At 57.4% G+C, this 14,666-nt stretch carries 12 protein-coding genes and 1 tRNA gene; 7 read left to right on the top strand and 6 right to left on the bottom strand.

All coding sequences use genetic code 11. The features are described 5' to 3' along the window. Window positions 1-7: 7 nt before the first annotated feature. From PSR62_RS02205 to PSR62_RS02195, 3 genes are read right to left on the bottom strand one after another with little or no spacing between them, the layout of a single operon-like run. On the bottom strand, window positions 8-961 hold the full coding sequence (locus tag PSR62_RS02205) for a glycosyltransferase family 2 protein (RefSeq protein WP_274406205.1): 954 nt from the start codon (window positions 959-961) through the stop codon (window positions 8-10). After that, window positions 954-2,330: a lipopolysaccharide biosynthesis protein gene (locus PSR62_RS02200; RefSeq protein ID WP_274406204.1), complete on the bottom strand. Its 1,377-nt coding sequence runs from the start codon at window positions 2,328-2,330 to the stop codon at window positions 954-956. Before PSR62_RS02200 ends, PSR62_RS02205 begins: the two co-directional genes overlap by 8 nt. Continuing rightward, complete coding sequence (locus PSR62_RS02195) at window positions 2,327-3,220, bottom strand: FkbM family methyltransferase (protein ID WP_274406203.1); 894 nt, start codon at window positions 3,218-3,220, stop codon at window positions 2,327-2,329. Before PSR62_RS02195 ends, PSR62_RS02200 begins: the two co-directional genes overlap by 4 nt. 102 nt (window positions 3,221-3,322) lie before the next feature. Between PSR62_RS02195 and PSR62_RS02190 the strand changes: the two genes are divergently transcribed. Next, window positions 3,323-5,062 carry a hypothetical protein gene (locus tag PSR62_RS02190; protein WP_274406202.1) on the top strand — a complete coding sequence of 580 codons (1,740 nt, stop codon included), beginning with the start codon at window positions 3,323-3,325 and terminating at the stop codon, window positions 5,060-5,062. On the opposite strand, the gene PSR62_RS02185 is transcribed toward PSR62_RS02190, so the two are convergent. Continuing rightward, entirely contained in the window at window positions 5,056-6,411 is a 1,356-nt protein-coding gene (locus PSR62_RS02185; RefSeq protein WP_274406201.1) for a glycosyltransferase family 4 protein, read from the bottom strand. The two genes, PSR62_RS02190 and PSR62_RS02185, sit on opposite strands and share 7 nt — an antisense overlap. A gap of 77 nt (window positions 6,412-6,488) precedes the next feature. Between PSR62_RS02185 and dusB the strand changes: the two genes are divergently transcribed. Continuing rightward, a complete protein-coding gene (gene dusB, locus PSR62_RS02180) occupies window positions 6,489-7,592 on the top strand; it encodes a tRNA dihydrouridine synthase DusB (RefSeq protein ID WP_274406200.1) in 1,104 nt (367 codons plus the stop codon). A gap of 9 nt (window positions 7,593-7,601) precedes the next feature. Here the strand turns inward: dusB and PSR62_RS02175 are convergent, their stop codons facing one another. Next, window positions 7,602-8,936, bottom strand: coding sequence for a nucleotide pyrophosphatase/phosphodiesterase family protein (locus PSR62_RS02175; RefSeq protein ID WP_274406199.1), 1,335 nt, complete (start codon window positions 8,934-8,936; stop codon window positions 7,602-7,604). 153 nt (window positions 8,937-9,089) lie between these two features. Between PSR62_RS02175 and PSR62_RS02170 the strand changes: the two genes are divergently transcribed. Next, window positions 9,090-10,787: an alanine/glycine:cation symporter family protein gene (locus tag PSR62_RS02170; protein WP_338020125.1), complete on the top strand. Its 1,698-nt coding sequence runs from the start codon at window positions 9,090-9,092 to the stop codon at window positions 10,785-10,787. Between the two features lie 425 nt (window positions 10,788-11,212). Here PSR62_RS02170 and PSR62_RS02165 read toward each other — a convergent pair. Then, window positions 11,213-11,285, bottom strand: a tRNA-Phe gene (locus tag PSR62_RS02165). 171 nt (window positions 11,286-11,456) lie between these two features. Here PSR62_RS02165 and PSR62_RS02160 point away from each other — a divergent pair. From PSR62_RS02160 to PSR62_RS02145, 4 genes are all read left to right on the top strand, one after another. Beyond that, window positions 11,457-12,455, top strand: coding sequence for a hypothetical protein (locus tag PSR62_RS02160; protein ID WP_274406197.1), 999 nt, complete (start codon window positions 11,457-11,459; stop codon window positions 12,453-12,455). A 172-nt stretch (window positions 12,456-12,627) separates the two neighbouring features. After that, window positions 12,628-13,332 (top strand): MotA/TolQ/ExbB proton channel family protein, encoded by a 705-nt coding sequence (locus tag PSR62_RS02155; RefSeq protein WP_274406196.1) that lies wholly within the window; start codon window positions 12,628-12,630, stop codon window positions 13,330-13,332. Further along, window positions 13,332-13,817, top strand: a complete 486-nt coding sequence (locus PSR62_RS02150) for an ExbD/TolR family protein (protein WP_338020271.1) — start codon at window positions 13,332-13,334, stop codon at window positions 13,815-13,817. The genes PSR62_RS02155 and PSR62_RS02150 overlap by 1 nt, the downstream gene beginning before the upstream one ends. 70 nt (window positions 13,818-13,887) lie before the next feature. Further along, window positions 13,888-14,628: an ExbD/TolR family protein gene (locus tag PSR62_RS02145; RefSeq protein WP_274408315.1), complete on the top strand. Its 741-nt coding sequence runs from the start codon at window positions 13,888-13,890 to the stop codon at window positions 14,626-14,628. Window positions 14,629-14,666 lie beyond the last annotated feature (38 nt).

The following is a 14,666-nucleotide window of genomic DNA, read 5'->3' as shown; positions in this document are numbered from 1 at the left end:
CAAGGGCTTAGCTCGATTGGGATCGAAGCAATGCGAACAATCGAGGGAAGTGAGAGGCCGCCAGCAGTTTCCACGCTCGTGTGTCCAGGGGCTGTTGACGTGTCAGGCGTCGAGCGTGTTTGCGGGCGGTGAAAAGGTAGCCTTCTTGAACCGCGGTCCAGGCCCAAGTGCGTTCGCGATCCCAGGCCGAACACACGGTCTCGGCCGCTGGTTGATTCGCGGACGGGGTGTACGGCAACCCACGATCGACATGAGCTTTCGCGAGCAATCGATCCAGTGCATCCGCTCCGTCCGTTTGTCGAACAAACGACATGTTGTGAGGGTGAACTCGGTACCGGGTGAGCGGTTCAGGCAGGTTCGCAAGGCGGCCGATTCGAGCGAGGCGTAGCCAGAGATCTTGGTCTTCCGCGACAGGGTAATTCAAAGCGAAGCCGCCGGTCTGGATGACTGCCTCGCGACGCAGCATGGTGGACGGATGCATGATGCCGCCGGCACCCGAAAGCAACCTTGCCTCAATCGCGTCGTGATCGGTGGGCATGATGGTCACACCATAGGGATCGCCTTCACCGTCGATGTTCAGAACGGCGGAACCAACCAACACGCAATCGGGATGAGCGTCGAGGTAAGCGACCTGCTTGGCGAATCGAGTTGGCTCGGCGATATCGTCGGCGTCCATTCGGGCCAAGTATCGTCCACGTGATTGGTCGATCAAGCGGTTCAGTGAGACCGCCATTCCTGCGTTGCTCTGCCGGATCAGTTGCACCCGACGGTCGTTCTGGGCGGCTTGAAGTGCAACGTCGTAAGACCCGTCGTTCGATCCATCATCGAGGATGAGGAATTCAAAGTTGGTTTCGGTCTGACCCAAAATGCTGTCAATCGTTTCGCCCACCGTCTTCTTCGCATTGAAGACCGGTAACAGAACTGAAATTTTGGGTGGCGAAGGTGATTTGGATTCATTCATTGCGATGCCAATCTCGGCGCAGATGGATCCAACCCAGGGTGGAAAGCGGCAGGTAAACGATCGCGTGCATCAGTAGGAAGGCCGCACTGACGCCGACGGCTCCGAATTGAATTCCCATCCACCAAATCACCAGACCGCTGGTGATGCAGCCAGCCAAGCTGATCGCAAGGTAAGGTGATTTGCCGTGGGCGTGCAAGTAAATCCATTGAAATTCGATGATCAATGCAGCCCACAGTCCGATGATCAACAATGCGGTCGGCAAGGCCGGCAAGAATCGATGCGCATACCGAAAGTCGAGCAGATCCAGCCCGATCACGCCGCTCAAAAAGCAAGCACCAAGCAACGCCATCAGAGTGGCGGCAACTTTGCCCACTCGGAAGTAGATTCGGTCCAATTCTTGGTAGTCTCGTTCGGCGATCAAAACACCAAACCGAGGCGTGCGAGTTCGGACCCATGAGGAGCACGCACCACGCAGTGACTGCAAAATGTTCCAGGTCAAACCGAATTGACCCGCCACCACTGAATCTTGGTATCGGAACAGCACCGGCAGCATGACATCGGCATTGAAATAGTTGAAAAGGCCTTTCAACATGAGTTTGGACTGAAACGGCCAGATCTCTTTTCGCCAAGCGATGGAGGCGCCAGTGGGGCGGCGGGCAAACGTCGCGAAAAATCTCGGGTACCTGCCAAGCAACCAGCCGAGTTCACAAATCAAACGAACGGCGGTTGCCAACGCCGGGATCCAAAGAGCTGCCCCCAGCGGAATGGCGATCCAAACGGCGATGCTGCCCGCGATGCCTCGTACCAGGTTGAGCTTGTGAATCTCGCGGACTTGGTCGCATCCTTCCAACACCGCGAGAAACGGGATCAGCGCGAAGGCGCAGGAAGACAAGCCAACCAACGTCAACCACGGTGCTCGCCAAACCAATGCGTCCGCTGCCACGTCGTCGGCAAAGAACCACAGGCCAAACAGACCTGCCAGCAATCCAAAGGAGAGGGCGAGTCCAACCTGCATGGCGGTGGAGATTCGCATCAGATGCGTCAATCGCGAGATCGAATCCTCGTCGCCAATCAAACGCCGATTTTCATCGAGGTCGAGCTTGCTCCAAAGGTGGCTCGTCATGGTGACGATCGTTTGTGGGAACGCCAGTTCGAAGAACATCTGCAGTCCGATCACGGACCAGAACGTCACGTAGAACCCTTGCATCTCCGGCGAGAAGTATTTGACCACCAGCCAAAGGGTGATCGGACCGGAGAGGAACTGCCAGTAACGAGTTGCGACGGCGTAGAATGTGGCGCGGTCGACTTCCAATCGATTCAATGTGCGACGAGGCCAGGATCGTCGAGGCGGCGGTTCACTCGAACTCATGAGAACGTCTGGTTCCCAGAGTCTGCGGGGGGATGCATTTTGGCTCGGCGAACGAACACGGTGTTCTCGCCATTTTGTCGGGCCTCAAATTCGTCGGCTGGGAAGCGTTCGGCCATTGCCTTTTCGCAACCCGGGACCCAGCGATCATGGCATTCGATCATGGCGGTCTGCACTTGATCAGCCCACTGCCCGCCGACAGCCAAGACTTCTTTTTCTGCGCCTTCGATGTCCATTTTGAGGAGGTCGATTTTCCCGTTGAAATGCTGGTTCACGACCTCGTCCAGTCCAACCGATTCGATCGCGGATGAATCTGTCTCAGCGCCGGGGGCGGTTTCTTGATACCGGTATGCCCACGGCTGCGCATCCTCGGAGATTCGTTCCAACATTGCATTTCGATGCCACAAACCAACCTGCAGACAATGGATTTGCGGATAAGCCGCTGCGTTTTGCTCTAACACGCGAAAATTGGAAGGGTCGGGTTCGATCGCAATGATGTTTGCTTGCGGGAATTGGTTCGCGAACCAGACGGACGCCAAGCCGATGTTGGCACCCGCATCGAGGAGCGTGTTCGGCGTGGGAACGTCGATTTTGTACTCCAGATCGAAGAAAATCTGCTCAAAGACGTATTCGTCTGAAGTTCCGATGCGAATCGCCACCGGGTGTGTCAGCTCATGCCAAGTGATCCAGGTCAAAGGCTGAGGCTCGGTCAAAAGCCGAAATCGCAATCGGATTTTCTCCCTGAGCGAGAGTTTCTGGCCCAGGCGGTCGGCCCGCCACCGGAGGTGGTGATGAAGCGTGTTGGGAACCAAGCATCGACCCAGCAAACGCCAGATTTTGCCTGGTAGAAGGCGTGCGAATCCGCTTGATTCCTTGCCTGGTCGAGGGGGCACTTTTCTTTTCAATCGATCCGCTGTCGTGCTAGGATAGTGCGGCCGTCAAAACGAGTCGCGTTTTGGCCTTGTCGAAGAGACTTTTCTGTCCGAAGGAACCTCATGGTACCCACCGAAGACCAAATGCGAAAACGAGAGACCCGTCGGGGGGCAACGGTGCGATCGCATTCCTGCCTCCGCATCGCGACGCTGTGTGCTGCATGGTTGGTGTCGCTTGGTGGTTTGAGCTCATTCTGTCGCTCGGCGCATGGGTACACGCCTGAGGATCCTGAAATCCAGGCCCTGGTCGATGGTGGTGTCCAATCCCTGCGAGCGAACGCCCGCCAGAAGACGTTTTATGCGTTGACGACCGCTTTCACGGGTGGATTCGGCGAACATGCGTTGACTGGGTATGCGGCGATGAAGGTCAATCACGATGCGACGGACCCCGTGGTCCAGCAAGGCATTTCTTCCGCCCGAACCCTGGTTTCAAAGCTTGGCGCACCCGATCCAGGCGGACACAGCAGCAAGACCGTTTACGCCGTTTCGGCGGCGGCTCTCTTGCTCGCGGAAGTGGACGCTGAGAAGTACAAGTCGGAATTGAAGCAGATCGATCGGTATTTTCGAAATGCGCAATATCGCAACGGCGCCTACGGCTATGTGGGCGAGAAAACGGGAGACGTTTCCCAAACGCAGTATGCCATGCTGGCGCTTTGGACCCTGGATCGAGCGGGAATCCAGATCGATTACAAAGGCGTCGGCCGAACGGTTGGTTGGCTGCTTCGCGTCCAAGACCCAGGTGGTGGTTGGCCCTACCAGGGAATTGACCCGGGAGGGAACAATCGGGTCAAGCAAGGTGGTGTCACTCCCTCGATGGCTGTGGCCGGAGGAAGCGCTCTGCTGATTGGGACCGACATTCTCCGGATGTGGGGTGAGAGTTTGGGCGGGGAAGCTTCCGCGTTGGTTGGCTTGCCCAAAGCCGTCAAAGAATTCAATGAAGGACAAAGCCTGAAAAAGGTGGAACGGCCCAAGATGCCGAAAGAACCAGTCGTGGCGGCGATTCAAGCTTGCGAAGGTTACCTGGGCAAAAATTCCGCTGACCCGGGCGTGAAGAAAAGCATCTGGCCCTACTACCAGTTGTACACGCTGGAGCGATACGAAAGCTTTCGAGAGATGGCATTTGATTCGGAGATCAATCCGAGTCCAGCTTGGTACAACAGCGGCGTTGAGTACCTGAAGGAAGTTCGCAAAGGGCCGAGTTGGCCCGGCGGTTCCTACACAACCAGTTCTGTGAGCACCGCGTTCTCGGTCTTGTTCTTGATCCGAAGCACCAAGCGGGCCATCGTCAAAGCGAGTTCCGGCACGCTGGCCGGTGGACAAGGGCTACCGAAAGACTCAACGAAGATTCGGCGGGAAGGCTCGCAGATCAAAGGGGAGCCTGTCGGTGCGTCGGTGTTGGATTTGTTGTCGGCACTCGAAGATGATGGCAACGAAGCACTGGAGGGAAAGTCCTTGCCTGAGGACATGCAGTTGGCGACGGATCCGAAAGAATTGCGTGCGCAACTGGATCGACTGGAACGGCTCGTTCGAGGCAGTCAGTCCTACCAAGCCCGCCGCGTCGCAGCTCGTTTGCTAGGCAAGAGCGATGACATGCGGGTGGTCCCGGCGCTCATCTATGCACTCAGCGATCCCGATCTTTCGGTGCGTCGTTATGCGAGAGATGGATTGCGATTCATCAGCCGTAAATTTGAGGGCTTTGAAATGCCCGACAAACCGACCGAGGTTGAGCTTCGCAAAGCGGAGCGAGCCTGGATGGAATGGTACCTGACGGTGAATCCCAAGCACGTTTTCGTGGCTCAGTGAGAACGAACCGGGGTGGAGGAAATCGAGCGACGGATCCAATTCGCGAATTCGGCGGCTCGACCCCCGGCGTCGTGGAAGCGATCGAGGTATTCGTCCACCTGAGTCCATTGGACTGAATCGCATCGAAGTTGCTCTTCGATGCTTTGCGTCAACGTTTCCATGGATTCGTTGCAGCCCACCCCGGCGCCCGAGCGAGCCAGGAAATCGTCGTGGTCGGAGAGTGACACAATCGGCGTGTGAGAGGCGGCCGCTTGCAGTAAGACGTTTGGAAATCCCTCGTGCTCTCGACTACCAGTCGACACGAACAGCTTGGCTGCCGCGAACACGGCCGGCATCTGGGCAAACGGAATCCGGTCGATCAGCTCGACGTTTTCGGGAGCTTCTCGGCGGACACGAGATTCGATGTCGGGGTCGAACGGATTGGTGATCATCTTGAACGACAGCTGCGGAAGCTTTTTGGCAGCTTCCAGCATCAGCAAGGGGCGTTTGTGGAAGTCGTCGTAGCGGCCGATCCAAAGCACATCGAAGGGTTGAGTGAACGGTTCCGGGGCGGGCATCGGAAACGGGGGCTGCCATTCTTCGCGTTGGATTGGATTGCGAGAGAGCAATCCGTCTCGATCGAACAGTTGCTTCAACCGATCCACCTGCCATTGGCTTTGGCAGACCACATGGTCTGACCGCAGCAAGGCAAATCGACGTGCGGAAGAGGATTCGCCGCATTCATTGCGGTATTCCGTGTCAGTTGCCAGCCCGTCTTCCAAGCCTGCGTTGGAGCGGACGCAAACGAAGCTCGGCGTATGTTCCATGGTTGCGGTTGCTACCACTCGCGAACTGGAAGAGCTGACTCCAAATGAGATCCAGGCATCGATTGATTTGCCGACCAAGCGAGGGTCTGGGTGGCTGTCGATGGGATCGCGGGATCGAAAAGGACGCGTCACGGCGAGAAGCGGCAGTTGCCAGAGCAAGTGAGGTGAGAAACGCTGGATGCGTTGGGATTCCGTGTCGATGCATTCTCCCACCGCGTGGCGAATCGCTCGAAAACGATTGACGCTGATATCAAGCGTCACACCTTCGACTTCCAGGGGCCAGGGAGTCGAACCGTTTTGAGGGCGGTCGGTTTCCAGAAAGCAGATCGGTTCCATGTCTGTTTCGCGAGCGAGGTGCCGCGCCAGGGTCCACATCGCGGTTTCCAGTCCGCCAAATGTCTCGCCAAATCTCGTGGGTGCGGTTTGCGTTGAGCCGCAGGCAGCGGGGGAATCACCGGCGTCTTGTTGGGGCGTTCCAGCGGGGACAATGGCTGGCAGGGCGTGCCAAGCGACCAGTCCAACGCGAAAAGGCTTGGGATTCATGAACGGGCGATTCGCCAATGTTGCCATGCGACGATAAACTGAGGTGAAAACAAACCGCCGCAAAAATCGACCGTCGAATGATTGAAAAAGACGCCACGCCAGTATCCGCTCCCACGCGAACCGTGCCGCCGCTTCGGATTGGTGACTTGGTCATCGACCCGCCGATTTTGCAGGCGCCCATGGCTGGGTTCACCAACGCTGCGTTTCGTCACATTGTACGTCAATTCGGCGGTGCCGGGCTGTTGGCGACCGAAATGGTCAACGCCCGTGGGTTCGTGTGGCTGGACGAAAACGAAGCCGAACACCCGGATCGTTTGTGGGGGGTGGCCGACGAGCCTCGGCCGCTGGCAGTCCAGATTTGGGACAACGATCCCGAGACCATGGCCAAGGTCGGCCGCCGATTGTCAGAGGAGTACCGCGTCAGCGTCGTCGACATCAACTTCGGATGCCCAGTTCGTCAGGTGACCGAGAAAGCTCACAGCGGAAGCTACTTGCTGCGGGAACCGAGCCGGATGCATGCGATCATTTCGCGATTGGTGGAGGTGTGTGCGCCGACGCCCGTGACGGCGAAAATCCGTTTGGGGTGCAGTCGCGAAAATATCAACTGCAATGAGATCGCGCGGGTGGTCGAAGAGGCTGGTGCGGCGGCGCTCACCGTTCATGGCCGGACCGCGGCGGACATGTTTCGTGGCAATGCGGATTGGGAACGAATCAGCGAAATCAAATCGCATCTCCGCAACATCCCGTTGATCGGGAACGGCGATTTGGACAGCGCCGAAAAAGTCGTTGCGGCGTTTGAGCTGTACGATGTCGATGCGGTCATGATCGCTCGCGCCTGCCTGGGGCGGCCGTGGTTGTTTTCGCAAGCGGCCGCGGCACTGCGGGGCGAACCGATTCCGCCCGAGCCGACTCTGCCGGAGCAGCGCGACGTGATGCTGAAGCACTACCAGTTGGTGGTGGATCGCTTTGGCGAAGAGAAGGGAACCGTGCTGATGCGCAAATACGCGTGTTGTTATGCCCAAGGCAAGCACGGAGCCCGTTACTTCCGGACTCACGTCGCCAAGGTTTCTTCGGCGGAAGAATTTCACTCGGTCGTCGAAGAGTATTTCCCGCTGCATGATCCCAAGGCGACGCAGGACGCCGAGAGTGTTTCAAGCGACGCTAACTCGATTTTAGGGTAGCGAAACTCGTCAAGAGTTTCGTTCGTTGCGGGAAAGCCGAAAGTCTTGACGACTTCCGCTACGAGGAGCTAGGAGCTGCTCGACGTAGCGAGGAAACCCTTGCATGGTTTCCGGGAGCTCGCCGGGGCCGATGACCAGTGGGCCATCGCTGTGGTTTGCTGGGAGGACGCCGTGGCTGCCGCGAACCAGCGTTGGGTCCAGTGGGATCACATCCATTTTGTAGCGGAGACCGGCTTTCTTTTGAGCCAGTCGTGCTGCGGCGCGAAGCTTGCTGGTCATGAACAATTCGCACGGGTCGTAGCCCGGCTTGCGATGGATGTCGACGGTTCTCGCGAAGTCCGGTGCGTTGGCATCGTCGAGCCAGTAGTAGTACGTGAACCAGGCGTTGGGTTCGGCCAGAGCGATCAATTCGCCGCTTCGGGGATGGTCCAGTTGCAGGTCGCCGGGCGAGACGACCGATGCGATGCCGGGTGTTTCCTCCAGCGTTTTGCGAACGATGGGGATCAGTTCGGGGCGACGGACGTAGACGTGGGCCAGTTGATGATCGGCGACCGCGAAGGCGTCGCTTTCGCCAGGCAACATGATTTCGCCGAAGGGACCGCGACGGACTTTCAGCCAATCGTTGCGGCGGAGGACTTGGTTGATGCCGACCGGCGTGTCGACGGGAACCAAGCCGTATTCGCTGACGACAATCACTTGGGCACCGATTTCGCCGGCGGCCTCGATGACCTTGGCTGCGGCGGCGTCGACCTCCGCCACTCGGGCTGGATCGTGATCCGGCAAGCGTTGAAAGTCGTAATCCAGGTGCGGCAGGTAACACAGTGTCAGTTGCGGTTGTTTCTCCCGCATGACCAGTGCGGTGGCTTTGGCGATCCAATCGCTCGAGGCGATGCCTGCAGCGGGGCCCCAGAAACCGAAGAACGGGAACGGGCCGAGTTTCTCGGTCAGGTTGCAGCCTGACCAATCCAGGATGTCAAAGACTTTGCTGCCGTCGCATCCATAGTGAGGTTTGGGAGTGGCCCCGTACTGGGCGGTGGTGGATTGGTTGAACCACCAAAACATCTTGGCCGTTTCGTAGCGATCGTAGAACACGTCGCCTTGGACCAGCGTTCGAGCTTGTTGCCAGAAACGGATTTCCTGGGTGTCGCGGTACAGCCAACCGTTGCCGACGATGCCGTGATCTCGCGGGGCGAGTCCGGTCAGCATGGTCGCTTGGCTGGTGCAGGTCACGGCCGGAACCGGGCTGGTCCAAGCCCGGTGATTTCCCATCGCGGCGAGATTGGGAGCGTGGCGAAGCAGTTTGGGGGTCAGTCCAACGACGTTCAGAATGCAGAGTTTTGTCACGTAAGGCTACTTTTTTGCGAGTTCAGCCGCTTTCGAGTGTTTCTTGGCACATCCCTGGTGACAAACCCCCGACGCGTTTGCGAAGGATTCACTATCCTATGGCCCATCTCCCCATCAGTTTGGTTCGAATCAGTCCTTCGTACAGGAGTCTTCATGTTGTTGTCAAAGCTCGCTCGTTTCAGCTTGCTAAGAATCGCACCTTTGATTGTTGCCCTTTTGGGGGTGGGGGGAGTGGCTGCATTCGCGCAAGAAGAAGTGACCTCAGAGGAGGTGGCGGAGGAGTCGGTCGCTGAACCGGCGTTGGGGCTGGACCAGCAGGTCGATCAGTTTTTCAAGCCAATCGCTGATGCCTGGGGAAGCATTGTTTTTTACAGTGTGGAGCTACCGGGTGTTGGCCCCCTGCCGTTGGTTTTGATCTTGCTCGTTGGCGGAGCGTTGTTCTTCACGATCGTGTTTGGGTTCATCAACCTGCGATTGTTTCCGTTGGCGATCGAGGTGGTCAGCGGGAAGTTTGACGAGATTGAGAAACAAGGCCAGACGATCCCCACGGGGGTCGAGGTCATGGAGGTCGACGGTGACTTGGTCGACACCATTCGCGACGAGGGCGAAGGCGAGGTTTCGCACTTCCAAGCTCTGGCGACCGCGGTTTCGGGAACGGTTGGTTTGGGGAACATCGCGGGGGTCGCCGTTGCGGTTGCTGCGGGTGGTCCTGGCGCGACGTTTTGGATGGTTGTTTGCGGTTTGTTGGGCATGTCGACCAAGTTTGTCGAATGCACCTTGGGTGTGAAGTACCGCGACGTGGATGCCAATGGTGTGGTCCATGGCGGACCCATGTATTACCTCAAGAAAGGCCTGGCGGAGCGTGGGATGGCGCCCGTTGGAAAGGTCTTGGGCGTGCTTTTTGCCGTGTTCTGCGTGGGCGGATCGTTTGGTGGTGGCAACGCGTTCCAGTCCAACCAAGCCGCTCAGCAGATCAAATCCTTGCTGAATTTGCCCGACACAGGCTCCTCGGGGACGATCATTGGTTTGGTGATGGCGGTTTTGGTTGCGATCGTGATCATCGGCGGCATCAAGCGAATCGCGAAGGTCACCGAGAAGGTCGTGCCGCTGATGGCATTGATGTACGTGATCGCCGCACTCGGGATCATTTTGATGCACATTCAGGACGTGCCCTGGGCGATCGGCCAGGTCATCTCCGGTGCGTTTTCGCTGGAGGCTGGCTTTGGTGGTTTGTTGGGCGTGATGGTGCAAGGTTTCCGTCGAGCCGCATTTTCAAACGAAGCCGGAGCGGGTTCTGCCGCGATTGCTCACTCGGCCGTGAAGACGCGTTTTCCCGCTTCGGAAGGCATCGTTGCGTTGCTGGAGCCATTCATTGACACGGTCGTGATCTGCACGATGACCGCGATCGTGATTGTTCTCTTCAACGCGGACAATTCGTTTGCATGGGGGCAAGTCGACTCGGCAACCAGCACCGTGTTGATCGATGGTGCTCGAATGGGTGGGGTGGATTTGACCTCCGCCGCGTTTGACAGCGTGTTGCCGGGATTCCGTTACTTGCTGACGATCGCGATCATCCTGTTCGCGTTTTCAACCATGATTTCGTGGTCGTACTACGGTCTGCAATCGTGGAAGTATCTGTTCGGACGCAGCACAGCGGCTGACTTGTCCTACAAATTGCTGTTTTGCTTGGTCGTTGTGATCGGAGCAGCCGTTTCGCTCGGTTCAGTCATCGAATTCTCCGATGCGATGATTTTCGCAATGGTCTTTCCCAACATGATTGGGCTGTTCCTGCTGTTCCCGAAGGTTCGCGAGGAACTGAGTGCCTACTTGGAAGCCATCGGTAGAAAATAGCCGGTTGGCCGCGTGCCAAGTGAAACAGGCCGCCGGGGCATCTCGGCGGCGGCCGAGTCACTCCGGGTTGAGGAGGTCGTGCAGTTGATCGAGCCCGCGTTTTGGCGGGCTTTTGATGATGCACCTCTCCCGAAACGAAGTTTGGCGGGAAGTCGAGCGACGCCGTTCAAGCGTACGTGAGGGAGGGGGCCGAGCACGGGAGGCGGCGTGGATTGCCGCTCCCCCGGAAAGCTCGCTGAACGCACGCTTTCCGATCCCTCCCAACTTCGTCGGGCGGGGTTCTTGAGGCGTTACTGGCACGGCACTTAAGAACGGCACGACCTCTGAGTTCCGAGGGGGGCAGGCCGGAGTTGATCTCAAGCGGCGGATCGCCGCGATTCAGAAGCTCTTTCAACGTCTGCGTGGTGCAGTGTGAAAGGCGAAAGTGGTTAGAGGCGGGCTCGAACCGCCGACACCGGCCTTTTCAGGGCCGTGCTCTACCAACTGAGCTATCTAACCGTGATTTGGAGGCGAATTGCCTCACAAATGTTACCGTTTGCTTGCGCCAAAGAACAAGTTCCTCGGCGACAAGTAAGGAAAGTACGCTATGATGGGTGTCGTCGTCAATCGGCCTCTTCAAAACACTTTTCCTGGCCAACGATTTGGTCGTTCCTTGCTCAAGGACTGAATATGGCTTCTCCCGATCAGAATGTGATCGACGAACCGCAGATCGACGAAACCACGACTTCCGTAAGCGATCACGATGCGTCGCAAGGGTCGAATTCCGCCGGTTCGGGGGGGATGACTGCGATTCAGAAGCAACGATTGGAAGAACGCGAGCGTTTGCGGACCAGCAAGTTCGACGTGGTGACTTCGCTGTTCATGTCGCTGATTCTGTTCATCGGGGCTTTTGTCGTGATGTTGTTCATCGTCTGGCTGACGATGCGAATGCCAGAGAGAGTGAAGTCTTTCCCGCCCATTGAAGAAAATGCGGCCGGTCGTGCCGACAATGCCGAAGGTTTCGAGCGTGACTTTGAGCCGCCAGGGGCGGAAGAAGTCGAGGAGCTGATGGAGCCCACCTTGCAGGACACCATCGAAGCGGTGACCGACGCGGTCAGCAGTGTCGCCGGTGCCTTGGACACGATGAACACCAGCGCCACGGCCAGCACCGCCGGAACCGGCAAAGGGGACAGCCGTCCACCAGGCCCCGAGGGCGAAGGCGAAGACATCATCCCTCGATTCGAGCGTTGGCAATTGAATTTCTCGGCCAAAGGGCTGAAACCATACGCCAGCCAATTGGATTACTACAAAATCGAGCTCGGTTCCATCGGTGGATCAGTCCAAGGGGTCGATTACGCCAGCGACTTGGCTGGCAAGCCGAAGTCGCGGCATGTCGACGACAGTGAGGCTGAAAAGCGGCTGTACTTCATGTGGACCACCCCCAGCCCACTGATGCAATTCGATCGGACGTTGCTGACTCAGGCTGGAATCAACGTCAACGGCCGGCAGATGCTGAAATTCATCCCGGAACAACTCGAGAACGAACTGGCCCACATCGAACTGGAATACGCCAGAGAAAAAGGGCATCCGAGCGTCGTTTCCATTGCCAAGACGGTGTTTCAAAGCACCGCCAGCGGAAGTGGATACCAATTTGAAGTGGTCGAACAACGCTATCGCAAAGGCAAATGACGTGAAATTTCGAATTGGGTAACCACAATGGAAGGTGGCAACCTCCGCCGTCACCGCTCCTCGTTACCATGCCCCACTCGCACCTGACCGTGTGACTCCCATCGCGGGAACCAAGGCGGGCTGACATCCAACCAAACAATCGCATCACTCTGAAAGTACATAGGACAAAACGTTGTTGCTCGCTGAAACTTCGCTGTACGAAATCATCTCCAACTCAACGTACTTGGCGCTGGCTGCCGTTGCACTTTGGGGGCTGTATCAGATCGTGATCGTGTGGACCCGCGTCGGTCAAAAACGATTCAAGACGGAAGAACAACAGGACGCGTTCATGGACGACGTCGAGCAGATGCTGCGAGCGGGCGACTACGAAGGTGTTCACGAATACTGCGATGGAGACGTTCGTGCGATCCCGCAAATGATCGACATGGCCGTCGTCAATCGCGAAGAAGGGTTCAAACGCGCCAAGCAAATCATGATGGACCGCTTTCAACGCGACGTGATGAGTGACCTCGAATACCGACTCAGTTGGGTCAGCACCGTCATCAAAAGTGCTCCCATGATCGGGTTGTTCGGGACGGTGTTCGGGATGATGGGAGCGTTTAAAACGCTGGCCACCGCCGAGCAAGTCGAACCTTCGGCGCTCGCCGGCGATATTCAAGTTGCACTGGTGACGACCGCCAGTGGATTGGCCATCGCGATTCCGCTGATGTTGCTGGTTGCCACCGTGATGATTCGGATCGCGAAGATGGAAGATCTGCTGGGATCCGGTTTGCAGCGATTCTTCGAAGCGTTCAAAGTTGGTTTGGCGAAGTCACAAGGTGCCGCGGCCAAAAACGGTGCCTCCGCCAATGCTGAAGTCACTGCTGGAGTTCGATGATGAGTCAGGGATTCATTGACGACGATGAGGACGACGAACCAGCCCTGCCTCGGAAGAAGCGTCCTGAGGAGGAGATGGACATCACACCGATGATCGACATCACGTTCCTGTTGCTGATCTTCTTTGTGGTCGCTTCCAAAATGGATCCGACGCAAACCGGGAAAATCCCCGAGGCCACCAATGGGTTGGCGATCTCAGCCAAGGATTCAGCGGTCATTTTCATTGAGCCCGCTGGCGGTGACTCACCCGCGATTTTGCGTCGCTATGACGGCAGCGAATTCAGCAAAGACGAAGAGACCGCGACCAGCGAGATTGTTGAGTACGTGACCGGCGAATTGGAGAAATCCATCGGGACGAACAAGAACCAAGTGATGTTGCTCGGGGACGCAGAGGTGAAGGTGTCCGAGGTCACCAGGGTCCAGAAGATCGTCGGTGATGCGTTTCAAGATTTGGAATTCACCTACATCGCTGTCAAAGAACAGTAACCCGCATCCGTTTTGAGTGACAAACATGTCAATCCAATTTGAGTGCCCTTCCTGCGGTGAGTCACGCCGAGTGAACGAACGCTTGGGCGGACGAAAAATTCGATGCCCCGGTTGCGATTCACCGATCACGATCCCGGAAGCTCCCGTTGCGGTGGAAGCCGAACCGGTGGAGGTGGAGCCCGTGGAAGCGGAACCGGTAGAGGTCGCGGCGGTCGAAGCAGAATCCGTCGCCGAAGCCGCGATGAGCGTGGAAGATGAAGACATGAGGATCGGCAGCCCCGCTCACGCCGCGATGCGTGACGAACTGGCCGCCGTGTCCGAAGGCGTGGAACCCGCCGCATTCAACCTGGACGACGATGATGACGATGCCCTGCCGCCACGCAAAAAGCGTGACGACGGCGAACTCGACATGACACCGATGGTCGATGTGACGTTCTTGCTGCTGATCTTCTTCATGGTCACAGCGAGTTTTTCGTTGCAGAAATCGATCCAAATGCCTCGCCAGCAATCCGAGCTGCCCAGTACGAACAACGATCCGGAAGAAACCGACGAGAAGGATCCGGTCGAATTGGAAATCGACGAGAACGGCGGCTTCCTCGTTCTTGCTCCTGAATGGGAAAAAGAAACACCCGGGAAGCAGAATCTGATCAGCGCCCTCAAAGAGGCGGTGGGCGACAATCGCGACGGCATGCAGTTGAACATCAAGGTTCACGAAAATGCCAAGCTGCAGTTTCTGGTCGATGGCATGGACGCTGGCACGATCGCCGGCTTTGCGGCCTTGCAGGTCACCGAAGTTGACGGTTTTGATTGACGCTTTTCTGACGCTCGTCCCCACCATCGCACGCTGAC

It is taken from the genome of Rhodopirellula sp. P2, assembly GCF_028768465.1.
Lineage (GTDB): Bacteria > Planctomycetota > Planctomycetia > Pirellulales > Pirellulaceae > Rhodopirellula.
Note: the sequence above shows the minus strand (reverse complement) of the source record. Positions and strands in the feature narration are given on the sequence as shown.

Coding starts and splice junctions, on each gene's coding strand:
- PSR62_RS02185 (WP_274406201.1), bottom strand. CDS start 6,411: ATGAATCCCAAGCCTTTTCGCGTTGGACTGGTCGCTTGGCACGCCCTG.
- PSR62_RS02150 (WP_338020271.1), top strand. CDS start 13,332: ATGAGTCAGGGATTCATTGACGACGATGAGGACGACGAACCAGCCCTG.
- dusB (WP_274406200.1), top strand. CDS start 6,489: ATGATTGAAAAAGACGCCACGCCAGTATCCGCTCCCACGCGAACCGTG.
- PSR62_RS02170 (WP_338020125.1), top strand. CDS start 9,090: ATGTTGTTGTCAAAGCTCGCTCGTTTCAGCTTGCTAAGAATCGCACCT.
- PSR62_RS02160 (WP_274406197.1), top strand. CDS start 11,457: ATGGCTTCTCCCGATCAGAATGTGATCGACGAACCGCAGATCGACGAA.
- PSR62_RS02200 (WP_274406204.1), bottom strand. CDS start 2,330: ATGAGTTCGAGTGAACCGCCGCCTCGACGATCCTGGCCTCGTCGCACA.
- PSR62_RS02190 (WP_274406202.1), top strand. CDS start 3,323: ATGGTACCCACCGAAGACCAAATGCGAAAACGAGAGACCCGTCGGGGG.
- PSR62_RS02205 (WP_274406205.1), bottom strand. CDS start 961: ATGAATGAATCCAAATCACCTTCGCCACCCAAAATTTCAGTTCTGTTA.